This is a genomic window from Ruegeria sp. BC5, from assembly GCF_056539205.1.
This window is the reverse complement of record NZ_JBQFUN010000003.1, coordinates 327821-338691: the sequence shown is the minus strand read 5'-3', so window position 1 is coordinate 338691 and position 10871 is coordinate 327821. Positions and strand designations below refer to the sequence as shown.

The following is a 10871-nucleotide window of genomic DNA, read 5'->3' as shown; positions in this document are numbered from 1 at the left end:
GCTTCGGCTTCGGCTTCGGCTTCGGCTTCGGCTTCGGCTTCGGCTTCGGCTTCGGCTTCGGCTTCGGCTTCGGCTTCGGCTTCGGCTTCGGCTTCGGAAAAGCCCTCTTCTACCGGCTCGGCCGCGTCAACAGTAGCTTGTTCCTCAGCAATTGTGGATTCGACCGCTTCGTCCGACTTGGGGTCTTCCACTGGCTTTTGATCGGTTTTCTTCTTACGAGCCACCGCAACATTCCCCTTATCGAATCCAAAATCATATGAATAACAGGCCACTCTAAGTTAATCGGTGGTATCGCTACCCTCAACCCGCATCGCATGTTTCACAAGTTTTTTAACCGCTTTCCGCATTTTCTTGGGGGTTGGCGCTTTGGCGACCCTTAGATGCGCATAGTCCAAAAAACAAAGGGGTTCCGCAGTCGCTTCGCTGATTGCGGCCAGCCACAGGGGCGCTGAACCAGCCCAGATATCGGCAAATTGTCGCGCCGTCCGGGGCGAAAATAACGGTGTGATGACCGGCTCTTTGCCATCGGTGGCGGCTGCGGCCTCGGGTGTCAGCGGTAACAGGCGCTGCTGATAGACGGCCTGTTCGCGCACGGTCAGCCCCGACTCGGTCAGGCGGGTGGCGACATTGCCCCGGCTGTGTTCTCCACGCAAATGCAAAAGCGGGCTGTCGGGCCGATGTTTCAGCAGATAGGCCACCAGTTCTTCGGCCGCTGCGCCAACCATCTGCGCGTTCCAACCAGCACTTTGGGCCGTGCTGGTGGTGGCAGGGCCGACGCAAAAGGCGGGCATGTCCCGAGACAAGCCCAAGGATACGGCAGCATTCACCCCATTGGCCGAGGTGAAAATCAGTCCCCGAACACCACTGGTGTCGACATTGATCGGCAAGGGGTTGATTTCGAGTAGCGGGGAATAGATGACCTTGACCCGGGATCTGGTGCGGGCCGGCAGCTGCGCGACAAACCGTTCTGAGGCGGCGCGCGGGCGGGTCATCAACAAATACAACGGTCGGCGCCTTCCGCCTTGGGATTGTTTGCATCCGCGCAGGGTGATACCCCGCTTGGCAGTCATGGTGTAACGGATCAGGCCAATGGTGCAAACACTTACCATCCTCGGGTTGGAAAGCAGCTGTGATGACACAGCTGCCGCCGTCGTGCGCCAAACCGATGGTGCGGAGGCCGAGGTCCTGTCTTCTATCGTGCATGGCCAGACCGAGTTGCACAGTGCATTTGGCGGCGTAGTGCCCGAAATTGCCGCCCGCGCGCATGCCGAAAAACTGGATGTCTGCGTGGTGCAGGCGTTACAGTCCGCAGGGCTGACCCTGGCCGATATGGACGCCATCGCGGTCACCGCCGGGCCGGGTCTGATCGGCGGCGTCATGTCGGGCGTCATGTGTGCCAAGGGGCTGAGTGCAGCATCTGGCCTGCCATTGGTCGGGGTGAACCATCTGGCCGGGCATGCCCTGACACCTCGTCTGACGGATGGGATCGCTTTTCCTTATCTGATGCTGCTGGTCTCGGGGGGGCATTGTCAGTACCTGATTGCCCACGGACCGGAACAATTCACCCGTCTGGGCGGCACCATCGACGATGCCCCCGGCGAAGCGTTCGACAAAACCGCCCGCCTGCTGGGCTTGCCGCAACCCGGCGGCCCCTCGGTCGAGGTCGAAGCCCGGTCGGGCGATCCCAAGCGATTCCGCTTTCCACGCCCACTGCTGGACCGGCCAGGATGTGATCTGTCGTTCTCGGGGCTCAAAACCGCGCTGATGCGGATGCGAGACCAGATCGTTGCCGAAAAGGGCGGGTTAACCCGACAGGACCGCGCAGATCTGTGCGCTGGGTTTCAGCAGGCCATTGTCGACACATTGGCCGAAAAAACCCGCCGAGCGATGGATCTGTATTTGGAGGAAAACCCTGCAGAGCCGGTGATCGCGGTTGCGGGTGGCGTAGCAGCAAATTCGGCCATTCGTGCCGCATTAGAGACTGTTTGCTCAGAAAAAGGTGCGCGTTTCACTGCCCCGCCGCTGAACCTATGCACCGATAACGCCGCCATGATTGCCTATGCCGGGATGGAGCGGTTTCGTGCCGGTGCCCGGGATGGATTGGACCTGACCGCCCGGCCCCGCTGGCCGTTGGATCAGACCAGTCCCGCCATGCTGGGCAGCGGCAAGAAAGGGGCCAAGGCATGAGCGTCGCTGTCCTTGGATCCGGGGCATTTGGCACCGCTTTGGCGATTTCGCTGGCCGGGAATGGGCCGGTGACGCTGTGGTCGCGCAACACCGAGCAAGCCAACCAAATGCAAGACAGCCGCGAAAACGCAACGCGCCTGCCAAAAGTGGCCCTGCCGGACGAAGTGTTGGTAACAGCCGACATGCAGGACGCCGTGACCGCTGATGTCTTGCTGCTGGCGGTGCCTATGCAGAAATTGCGTGCAGCTCTGACGGAACATGCCCCGGTTTTGGCCGGTAAGACGCTGGTTGCCTGCTGTAAGGGGATCGAACTGTCCTCAGGCCTTGGTCCAATCTCGGTGATCCGCCAGACCATCCCGGATGCGCGCCCGGCCCTGCTGACCGGGCCCAGCTTTGCCGATGACATCGCGCGCGGGCTGCCTACGGCGCTGACGCTGGCCTGCGCGGATGGTGATCTGAGCGAAACGCTGCAGACCGAACTGACCACTGCGAACCTGCGCCTTTATCGCACCACCGACGTAATCGGCGCGGAGCTGGGCGGAGCCTTAAAAAACGTCATGGCCATCGGCTGCGGCGCTGCCATTGGGGCCGGACTGGGCGACAGTGCCCGCGCTGCCCTGATGACCCGTGGTTTTGCCGAGATGCAGCGGTTCGCTTTGATGCGCGGCGCGCGTCCCGATACCTTGATGGGCCTGTCTGGATTGGGCGATTTGGTGCTGACCTGCTCATCCGAATTGTCCCGAAATTATCGTTTTGGCCTGTGTTTGGGTCAAAATCGCCCTTTCGACAGCCAAACAACGGTCGAAGGCGTCGCAACCGCGCGCGCCATGGCGGACATTGCCACGGCTGAGGGGCTGGACATGCCCATCAGCGCCACGGTGGCCGACCTGAGCCACGGCACCTATAGTGTGCCCCAAGCCATTCAAACCCTGCTTAACCGACCCCTCAAGGAGGAATAATATGCTCATTGCCCTGATCGCCAAGGACAAGGACGGCGCCCTGCAAACCCGGCTGGACAATCGCGCCAACCACCTGGCCTATATCGAGGAAACTGGCGTTGTTGCACAGGCAGGCCCCCTGCTGGACGGCGACGCGATGATCGGCTCGTTGATCATTCTTGAGGTCGAAGACATGGCTGCTGCGCAAACATGGGCAGACAACGATCCCTATGCCAAAGCAGGGCTGTTTCAATCCGTTGATCTGATCGTATGGAAGAAGGTCGTCGGCTGATGGCATATTGGCTGTTCAAATCCGAACCCTCAACCTGGAGCTGGGACCAGCAGGTTGCCAAAGGGGATGCGGGCGAAGAGTGGGACGGCGTGCGCAATTATCAGGCGCGCAATTTCATGCGCCAGATGGCAATCGGTGACCGCGGGTTTTTCTACCACTCGCAAAAGGACAAGGCGATTGTCGGCATTGTCGAGGTCTGCGCCGAGGCCCACCCCGACAGCACCACAGATGATGAACGCTGGGAATGTGTGGATATCAAGGCTGTACGCCCGTTCACCACAGCTGTCACTTTGGAGCAGATCAAGGCAGATGAACGTCTGGACGAGATGGTGCTGGTGAAAAACTCGCGCCTGTCCGTTCAACCTGTGACTGATGAGGAATGGGCAACCATCTGTGCGCTGGGGGCCACCCAACCGGATTGACGGAATCAACGTCTAAGGGTGCAAACCTTCTCAAACCACCAATAAAATGGTATATTTTTAGAGCTGCACCATGTGGGGGCAATGGCGGCCGCAGTTTCAGTGGTCGTCTGTCTTTTGGTGTTGCTCGATCTTTGGTTGATCAATTCGAAAGCAAGAACCCATGTCTGACGTTGAAGGCAGCGGTGGGAAGAACGAAGACATTGCTGCTGAGCTGAGTTCAAAATGCTGGGAAGCGCGCCTTGAGATTGCGCGAAAACAGCGCGCCGCTGCGCTGGCCGATGTGCAGCAATCAGGTCACCTGAAAATGTCACCGGAAATCGAGATTGAAGCGCCGCAGGAAGACAGCCCCGCAGAACCCGGTGAATTCAAATTTGAGCAGGTTGTGTTCAAAAGTTCTCAGTCGAAACACCCAATACAACCGCCCCGAAAACAGCGCGTCAATCGCATGTATCCGATCGTTTTTGGTGCAATGTTCTGTGGCGCTGCCCTGCATTGGGCCGCAACAAGCGTTTTCGCAGGATGGCGAAACCCCGACGCAGTGGTTCAAACCAGCTTATCTATTGATACAACAGCAGAAATCGACACAAACGCAAATCCGGCGGCAGGCGATCCAAATGACGGTGATACGACCCTGTCCAGCTTGGGATCAGACACCGCAAAACCGGTTTCGCGGTTTGCCAAAGTGACGCACAAGACCTCCACTGCAACTACGGAGCCAGGTTCAGTAGGGGGCAACTCACATTTTCCAATGGACTATGCGCCTGCCTGGGGTGAGACTCTATTGCCACCAGTGATACAAGGCTCTTACGAACCGGTGGCTCCGCTAACAACCGTACCTGACCTCGTGATCGCCCGAGCCACCGCACCGAGATCGGTTCTCGTGATCCCCGAAAAGCATGACAGCCTGCCTAATCATGACCAGCCGGCTGAAACAGGGGTATCTCTTTTTGTACCCGTTGGCGTGTCGAACGAAACCAGCATCGCCGTGCTTGAGATTTTGACCTCGGACCAGACTGACGTGATTGCAACGGCGCGGGTAAATTATGCCGTGAAGGCGACTCAGGTCCGATTCTATCACCCCAAGGACGCGCAAATTGCGGAACTGACAGCAAGTTTGCTTGGCGGTATCTCTCGGGACTTTACGAAGTCCGGTCCAAAAACGCGACCGGGTCATATTGAGGTTTATCTGGCCGGTAAGGGAGGTGGAAGAAAACGCCAACCAAATCGAGGGCCAGATTCAGTGGAACGGTTTGTTGCCCGAATTATTGAAGAGTTCCAATAAAAATGCGGGAAGGTTCCGACGATGCAGAACCTTCCCTACCCCCGCGTGCTCCCTACTCACCACACGCGTCTGGAAATCTTTGGCTCTGACCGTACTGGTCACTCTTAGATATTAGTAGAGTTCTGGTGGTCAGCACAAACACCAAGTGCTTAAAATTGAAAACGCCCGCCAGTGGCCTGACGGGCATCAAGGGATCAGCCGTAGACCGACTCTTTGCCGAAATGCTTGGTCAGCATGTAATAGACAACGGCGCGGTATTTGTTACGCTCAGACATGCCATAGGTTTCAAGCGCAGTGTTGATTGCGCCCGTCAACTCTGGCCCGTCTGACAGGCCCAGCTTCTTGATCAGAAAGTTGTTCTTGACCGTCTCGATCTCACCTTCCTGCGTGGCAGCCACGGTCGACGCGTCGGCGTCATAGATCGCCGGACCACATCCGATTGTGACCTTGGTCAGCAGGTCCATATCAGGGTCCATTCCGCATTTGTTTTTCAGATCATCTGCGTATTTTGCGATCAGCTCGTCGCGTTTTCCCATGTCCCAATCTCCCTAAGTTACAATGAAACGGCACCCTTACCGTCTTCATTAAGGTTAGCCGCGACGGATATTTTTCCGAAAGGAAAAAATTAAGGGATTTCTCCCCCTAATGCCGATAAGGGCGCAAAGCGGCCCGGCTAGCCTAGCGGCAAAAGCCCCAACCCGGACCCTGCAGGTGGAAATGGTCGGCGTGCAAGCGATTGTAATCTGGCCCTAAAACAACCCGGAACCAGTCACAAGCACCACGTCCAATCCGATGCAAAAAAGCGGCCTCGGGTCCGGGCGTGTCCCAATCTGTCAGCAGGATCAGGGATCGGCCATCCCCCAGTTGCAGACCGATTATATCAATCGCGTCCGCGGTGGCGTGGCTGCTCCAGCCGCTGTCCTGCCCCTGCGCAGTGCGCATCCGGCGGCAATTGTAGCTGCCCACGTGGCGTAAGGTGCGCACGTCGGTGCCCAAGATCTCGCGCGCGGCGGGCTGCACCACGTGATGTTCCCATAAGGCCAGCCGCAATGTTGTGGTGCAGCTGGTTTCGACCGCCTCGATCCGTGCGGTGGTCAAACCAGACAGCAGACCCCGACCGGCAATGCCACAGTTCCGATCCACCACCAGCTCGTCCATCGGCTCAAAAACCACTTCGGCTGCGGACAGGGCGGCCCGGCACTGTGCCTCGTCCCCCAAGGCGCGGCGCAGCTGATACGCGGTGACCGGCGTAACCGGTGCTGTCACGGTCAAGTCCCGCAGTGGGTTCCAATGTGGCGGCACCGGAGTTTGCGGATGCGACAACACCCACCACCCGCCGCCGCCCACGACGATCAGCAAGGCAACGAGTGTAAAAAACAAAGACGCCGCCAGATACAAAATCCGGCGGCGTCTTGTGCGTTTGGTCATCCCCGTTCCGCAATCAATAGCGGTAATGCTCGGGCTTATAGGGGCCTTCGGGTTTCACGCCGATATAAGCCGCCTGTTCACTGTCCATTTGGGTCAGCTTCACACCGATGCGATCCAGATGCAGGCGCGCGACCTTCTCATCCAGATGTTTGGGCAGGATGTAGACGTCGTTTTCATACTGATCACCCTTGGTGAACAGCTCGATCTGCGCCAGAACCTGGTTGGTGAACGAGGCCGACATCACGAATGAAGGATGCCCGGTGGCGTTGCCGAGGTTCAGCAAACGACCTTCGGACAGCAAAATGATGCGGTTGCCCGAGGGCAGCTCGATCATATCCACCTGTTCCTTGATGTTGGTCCATTTGTGGTTCTTCAGGCTGGCCACCTGAATTTCATTGTCGAAGTGACCGATGTTGCCAACGATGGCCATGTCCTTCATCTCGCGCATATGCTCGATGCGGATCACGTCCTTGTTGCCGGTGGTGGTGATGAAGATATCAGCGCTGGCGACTTCGTCTTCCAGCAGGGTGACCTCGAACCCGTCCATTGCGGCCTGCAGGGCGCAGATCGGGTCAACCTCGGTCACTTTTACACGGGCACCCGCACCGCGCAGCGACGCGGCCGAGCCTTTGCCCACGTCACCATAACCACAAACGACAGCAACTTTACCGGCCATCATGGTGTCGGTGGCACGGCGGATGCCGTCGACCAGCGATTCCTTACAACCGTATTTGTTGTCGAATTTCGACTTGGTGACACTGTCGTTCACGTTGATCGCCGGGAACGGCAGGTGGCCGTCCTTCACCAGCTGATACAGGCGGTTCACACCGGTGGTGGTTTCCTCGGACACGCCTTGGATCTGATCCCGCATCTTGGTGAACCAGCCAGGGCTTGCAGCCATTCGCTTGGCGATCTGGGCCTTAATGACTTCTTCCTCTTCCGAGCCCGGAACGGGGATGATGTCTTCGCCGGCTTCGGCACGTGCGCCCAGCAGGATATACAGCGTTGCGTCGCCGCCATCATCCAGAATCATGTTCGGGCCGTCTTCGAACAGGAAAGATTTGTCCAGATAATCCCAATGCTCTTCCAACGTCTGGCCTTTGATCGCAAAGACCGGAATACCAGCCTCGGCAATGGCTGCCGCCGCGTGATCCTGGGTTGAGAAGATGTTGCACGACGCCCAGCGCACATCCGCGCCCAACGCCACCAATGTTTCGATCAGAACAGCCGTCTGGATGGTCATGTGCAGCGAGCCGACGATCCGCGCACCTTTAAGGGGCTTTGCGTCACCGTATTCCGCGCGCAGGGCCATCAGGCCCGGCATCTCGGTTTCGGCGATGTCCAGCTCTTTGCGGCCAAACCCGGCCAGCGCAATGTCTTTGACGATATAGTCCCCGGCCATCATATACTCCATTCCGGTAAGCAGGTCCGGGCTGCCCCCTAGCATCCCTTGGGGCAGGTAGCAACGCAGATGGCCGAAAACAGATTATTTGGCAGCAAAAATCAGCTGGGCTCACCCTTTAGTGTAATCTTCGGGATCGCTTCAAAAAAATCGGTGCCAACGGCGACAATACAACTAATGCCGTTCGCTTGGGTCACCAGAACCGTGTAGCTTCCGGTTTCCTTCGAGGTCCAAACCTCCATAACCGCCTGCGCACCACGCGTTTTCTGCAATCCACCAAAGACCAGCTCTTCTGAATAGCTGTCTTGCAGCTTGGCGATCACATGCTCGCGTTGCGCACAACCTTGGGCAAATGCAGGGGGGGCAGTGGCGGCCATTCCAAAGGCCAGGGTAATTCCAAACAGTCGCTTAAACATAGTAGCTCCCTTCGATACGAGTTACGTTCCGAGAGGGGCACACCAGGAGGAGCATGCACCCCCCTCAGCACAGATGTCGGTATCACCACGCGCCAATTCAAAGCACGTCTGGTCAAGAAAAAGTTGGCAGCTGGTGATCTCGACAGGTACATCATAACACAAAAACCCAAAACTTACGTGAGCGACTTCACAGGGCATGGCATAATGGCAACACAAGCACGAGCGTGGCAAAGAATGCTGTCGGGGCGCAGGCTGGATCTGCTGGATCCGACCCCCGTGGACATCGAAATCGAAGATATCGCCCACGGATTAGCCTTTGTGGCCCGTTGGAACGGCCAAACTGCAGGTGATTTCGCCTATTCCGTGGCCGAACATTCCCTGCTGGTCGAAGAGCTTTTTGGCCGGATTGCACCCAAAGCACCGGTGAAATGGCGCCTCGCGGCTTTGTTACATGATGCGCCGGAATATGTGATCGGAGATATGATCTCGCCGGTCAAATCCGCCGTCGGCCCCGATTACGGCGCTTTGGATGATCGTCTGGCGGCCGCGATCCACATTCGGTTCGGGTTGCCTGCTGCAGTGCCGAAAACGGTGAAACGGCAGATCAAGAAAGCCGACAAGATCAGCGCCTGGATGGAGGCAACGCAAATCGCGGGGTTTTCCGAGGCCGAGGCGACGAAGTTCTTTGGTCGTCCGGATAAGTCGGTGATGGAAGGATTGACGATTACGTTACGCCCGCCGGTTGAGGCACGCGAGGCGTATATGGCGCGGCATGAGAATCTGATCCAGAAGATTTAACAAAGGATGGCGTGTTCTCGGATCAATTGGTCCAATCAATAGGAAATGTACAAAAATCCGATCACAGACAGACCGATCAGAGTCAACCAGCCGATAAGTTGATATAGAAACCTCAATTTCTCCGCATTCATCTCACCGGTATCAAAGGGCTCCAGAGATGAACGGGTTTGCTTGGCCCCAATAAGTTTGGGGAAAAGTGCCGACAAAGCATGGGCGATGCCGAAGAAGGTCAAAAGAGAACAAGTTGCTAGTCCAAAGACACTCGCCGTTAAGCCGGTCATAGTCCATGGTCCATTCCAAGTTTGAAAAACAATGGATCCCACAACGATCAGAGCTCCGAGGGAACAGACGCCAAAAACCAAAGCGCCTAGACGTTGCACCCAAGTTTCAGGCGCGGTTTTCGCCAATAGCTGCAACACCATTCGAACTGAGTCTGTAGCCTACCTCGGACTGCGCTTCGCCAAAATTCGCTGCAACGTTCGGCGGTGCATGTTCAGGCGACGGGCGGTCTCGGAGACATTCCGGTCGCACAGCTCATACACCCGCTGGATATGCTCCCAGCGCACGCGGTCCGCGCTCATGGGGTTTTCCGGCGGTGGCGGCAGTTCGTCACCTTTGGCCAGCAGCGCATTGGTGATGTCGGTGGCATCGGCGGGTTTTGACAGGTAGTCGGTCGCGCCGATCTTGACGGCGGCCACGGCGGTGGCAATCGCGCCATATCCGGTCAGAACCACAACCCGGCTGTCGGGGCGTTTTTCGCGCAAAACTTCGACCACATCCAGACCGTTGCCATCCTCAAGCCGCAGGTCGACAACGGCATATGCAGGGGGGCGGGCTGTAGAAATGGCGCGGCCTGCGGCGACGGAACCTGCGGTCTCAACTTCGAACCCGCGCTTCTCCATGGCTTTGGCCAGACGTCTCAGAAACGGCTCATCATCATCCACCAAAAGCAGGGATTTATCGGGGCCGATATCCAGGTCAGAGCTGTCCGCCATATTCTGTTCTTTCCGTAATTTTACGTCTTTGGCTTAAACATGAGTAATAGCAGCGCCATTTCAAAGGTCAAATCGACTGTGCGCCCTACATCTGATCCAGGAAGCACCCGACCTTGTCGGCCATCTGCTCCGCCGTGTCGTCGCGGTTGAAGAATTCCAGGAATCCACGCTCGGGCGTCATCAGGTAAGTAAAGGTGGAATGGTCGACCAGATAGAATTCGTCGCTTTTGTCATGAGCCTTGTAATAGGTCTTGTAGGTTTGGCTGGCGGCCTTGACCTGCTCGGGCGTGCCGGTCAGAGCGATGGTTTTGCCGCCCAGATTGAACGCATAATCAGCCATCACTTCGGGTGTGTCGCGATCCGGGTCGATCGAGATGAACAGCGGCGTCACAGACTGGCCACGCTCGGCCAGAATATCCACGGCCTCGGCATTGCGCGACATATCGAAAGGGCAGACATCGGGGCAGAAGGTATAGCCGAAATAAACCAGTGTCGGCTCGGTGATCACATCTTTGTCGGTAACGGTCTCACCCTTGCCGTTGATCAGCTCGAACGGGCCGCCAATCGCGGCTGAGCCACCGGCGATCTGGCCGGAACGGCATTGCGCGAACTGATCGTCCGACCGGCCCCCCAGCGTCAGCAGCCACATGGCGCCCAGGCCAACGGCCAGAACAACGGTTGCGAGGATGGCATAAAGGCGGGTCATGACAT

The 10871-nt window shown here is 57.6% G+C and carries 14 protein-coding genes and 1 pseudogene; 6 read left to right on the top strand and 9 right to left on the bottom strand.

The window, feature by feature from the left end; translation table 11 throughout:
• Together ACR0LY_RS11395 and ACR0LY_RS11390 are read right to left on the bottom strand one after the other, a co-directional pair.
• A pseudogene (locus tag ACR0LY_RS11395) lies at nucleotides 1–224 on the bottom strand (hypothetical protein); the annotation flags it as partial.
• Between the two features lie 54 nt (nucleotides 225–278).
• Nucleotides 279–992, bottom strand: a complete 714-nt coding sequence (locus ACR0LY_RS11390; RefSeq protein ID WP_170349839.1) for a uroporphyrinogen-III synthase — start codon at nucleotides 990–992, stop codon at nucleotides 279–281.
• A 97-nt stretch (nucleotides 993–1089) separates the two neighbouring features.
• Here ACR0LY_RS11390 and tsaD point away from each other — a divergent pair, with 97 nt between their 5' ends.
• The 5 genes from tsaD (at nucleotide 1090) to ACR0LY_RS11365 (ending at nucleotide 5121) form a co-directional block, all read left to right on the top strand.
• Nucleotides 1090–2187 (top strand): tRNA (adenosine(37)-N6)-threonylcarbamoyltransferase complex transferase subunit TsaD, encoded by a 1098-nt coding sequence (tsaD, locus tag ACR0LY_RS11385; protein ID WP_170349516.1) that lies wholly within the window; start codon nucleotides 1090–1092, stop codon nucleotides 2185–2187.
• Nucleotides 2184–3146 (top strand): NAD(P)H-dependent glycerol-3-phosphate dehydrogenase, encoded by a 963-nt coding sequence (locus ACR0LY_RS11380; protein ID WP_170349517.1) that lies wholly within the window; start codon nucleotides 2184–2186, stop codon nucleotides 3144–3146. The genes tsaD and ACR0LY_RS11380 overlap by 4 nt, the downstream gene beginning before the upstream one ends.
• Nucleotide 3147: 1 nt before the next feature.
• Nucleotides 3148–3417, top strand: coding sequence for a YciI family protein (locus ACR0LY_RS11375; RefSeq protein WP_170349518.1), 270 nt, complete (start codon nucleotides 3148–3150; stop codon nucleotides 3415–3417).
• On the top strand, nucleotides 3417–3839 hold the full coding sequence (locus ACR0LY_RS11370; RefSeq protein WP_170349519.1) for an EVE domain-containing protein: 423 nt from the start codon (nucleotides 3417–3419) through the stop codon (nucleotides 3837–3839). Before ACR0LY_RS11375 ends, ACR0LY_RS11370 begins: the two co-directional genes overlap by 1 nt.
• Nucleotides 3840–3999: 160 nt before the next feature.
• The gene (locus ACR0LY_RS11365) at nucleotides 4000–5121 is read left to right on the top strand and encodes a hypothetical protein (RefSeq protein WP_170349520.1); all 1122 of its coding nucleotides are present in this window, start codon (nucleotides 4000–4002) and stop codon (nucleotides 5119–5121) included.
• A gap of 194 nt (nucleotides 5122–5315) precedes the next feature.
• On the opposite strand, the gene ACR0LY_RS11360 is transcribed toward ACR0LY_RS11365, so the two are convergent.
• The 4 genes from ACR0LY_RS11360 to ACR0LY_RS11345 form a co-directional block, all read right to left on the bottom strand.
• Nucleotides 5316–5657, bottom strand: a complete 342-nt coding sequence (locus ACR0LY_RS11360) for a DUF2853 family protein (protein WP_170349521.1) — start codon at nucleotides 5655–5657, stop codon at nucleotides 5316–5318.
• 142 nt (nucleotides 5658–5799) lie between these two features.
• On the bottom strand, nucleotides 5800–6549 hold the full coding sequence (locus ACR0LY_RS11355; RefSeq protein WP_170349522.1) for an extensin-like domain-containing protein: 750 nt from the start codon (nucleotides 6547–6549) through the stop codon (nucleotides 5800–5802).
• Nucleotides 6550–6562: 13 nt separating this feature from the next.
• Entirely contained in the window at nucleotides 6563–7951 is a 1389-nt protein-coding gene (gene ahcY, locus ACR0LY_RS11350; RefSeq protein WP_170349523.1) for an adenosylhomocysteinase, read from the bottom strand.
• Between the two features lie 101 nt (nucleotides 7952–8052).
• Complete coding sequence (locus tag ACR0LY_RS11345; RefSeq protein ID WP_170349524.1) at nucleotides 8053–8367, bottom strand: hypothetical protein; 315 nt, start codon at nucleotides 8365–8367, stop codon at nucleotides 8053–8055.
• A 204-nt stretch (nucleotides 8368–8571) separates the two neighbouring features.
• On the opposite strand from ACR0LY_RS11345, the gene ACR0LY_RS11340 reads away from it, so the two are divergent.
• Complete coding sequence (locus ACR0LY_RS11340; RefSeq protein ID WP_170349525.1) at nucleotides 8572–9165, top strand: HD domain-containing protein; 594 nt, start codon at nucleotides 8572–8574, stop codon at nucleotides 9163–9165.
• 35 nt (nucleotides 9166–9200) lie between these two features.
• On the opposite strand, the gene ACR0LY_RS11335 is transcribed toward ACR0LY_RS11340, so the two are convergent.
• From ACR0LY_RS11335 to ACR0LY_RS11325, 3 genes are all read right to left on the bottom strand, one after another.
• Nucleotides 9201–9587 (bottom strand): hypothetical protein, encoded by a 387-nt coding sequence (locus tag ACR0LY_RS11335; protein ID WP_170349526.1) that lies wholly within the window; start codon nucleotides 9585–9587, stop codon nucleotides 9201–9203.
• An 18-nt stretch (nucleotides 9588–9605) separates the two neighbouring features.
• Nucleotides 9606–10160 (bottom strand): ActR/PrrA/RegA family redox response regulator transcription factor, encoded by a 555-nt coding sequence (locus ACR0LY_RS11330; RefSeq protein WP_142637470.1) that lies wholly within the window; start codon nucleotides 10158–10160, stop codon nucleotides 9606–9608.
• 85 nt (nucleotides 10161–10245) lie between these two features.
• Nucleotides 10246–10866: an SCO family protein gene (locus ACR0LY_RS11325; protein WP_170349527.1), complete on the bottom strand. Its 621-nt coding sequence runs from the start codon at nucleotides 10864–10866 to the stop codon at nucleotides 10246–10248.
• Nucleotides 10867–10871 lie beyond the last annotated feature (5 nt).

What these genes read in the sequence shown, in the direction of transcription:
- ACR0LY_RS11390 (WP_170349839.1), bottom strand. Translation starts at nt 992, where the DNA reads ATGACCCGCCCGCGCGCCGCCTCAGAACGGTTTGTCGCGCAGCTGCCG.
- tsaD (WP_170349516.1), top strand. Translation starts at nt 1,090, where the DNA reads ATGGTGCAAACACTTACCATCCTCGGGTTGGAAAGCAGCTGTGATGAC.
- ACR0LY_RS11380 (WP_170349517.1), top strand. Translation starts at nt 2,184, where the DNA reads ATGAGCGTCGCTGTCCTTGGATCCGGGGCATTTGGCACCGCTTTGGCG.
- ACR0LY_RS11375 (WP_170349518.1), top strand. Translation starts at nt 3,148, where the DNA reads ATGCTCATTGCCCTGATCGCCAAGGACAAGGACGGCGCCCTGCAAACC.
- ACR0LY_RS11370 (WP_170349519.1), top strand. Translation starts at nt 3,417, where the DNA reads ATGGCATATTGGCTGTTCAAATCCGAACCCTCAACCTGGAGCTGGGAC.
- ACR0LY_RS11365 (WP_170349520.1), top strand. Translation starts at nt 4,000, where the DNA reads ATGTCTGACGTTGAAGGCAGCGGTGGGAAGAACGAAGACATTGCTGCT.
- ACR0LY_RS11360 (WP_170349521.1), bottom strand. Translation starts at nt 5,657, where the DNA reads ATGGGAAAACGCGACGAGCTGATCGCAAAATACGCAGATGATCTGAAA.
- ACR0LY_RS11355 (WP_170349522.1), bottom strand. Translation starts at nt 6,549, where the DNA reads ATGACCAAACGCACAAGACGCCGCCGGATTTTGTATCTGGCGGCGTCT.
- ahcY (WP_170349523.1), bottom strand. Translation starts at nt 7,951, where the DNA reads ATGGCCGGGGACTATATCGTCAAAGACATTGCGCTGGCCGGGTTTGGC.
- ACR0LY_RS11345 (WP_170349524.1), bottom strand. Translation starts at nt 8,367, where the DNA reads ATGTTTAAGCGACTGTTTGGAATTACCCTGGCCTTTGGAATGGCCGCC.
- ACR0LY_RS11340 (WP_170349525.1), top strand. Translation starts at nt 8,572, where the DNA reads ATGGCAACACAAGCACGAGCGTGGCAAAGAATGCTGTCGGGGCGCAGG.
- ACR0LY_RS11335 (WP_170349526.1), bottom strand. Translation starts at nt 9,587, where the DNA reads ATGGTGTTGCAGCTATTGGCGAAAACCGCGCCTGAAACTTGGGTGCAA.
- ACR0LY_RS11330 (WP_142637470.1), bottom strand. Translation starts at nt 10,160, where the DNA reads ATGGCGGACAGCTCTGACCTGGATATCGGCCCCGATAAATCCCTGCTT.
- ACR0LY_RS11325 (WP_170349527.1), bottom strand. Translation starts at nt 10,866, where the DNA reads ATGACCCGCCTTTATGCCATCCTCGCAACCGTTGTTCTGGCCGTTGGC.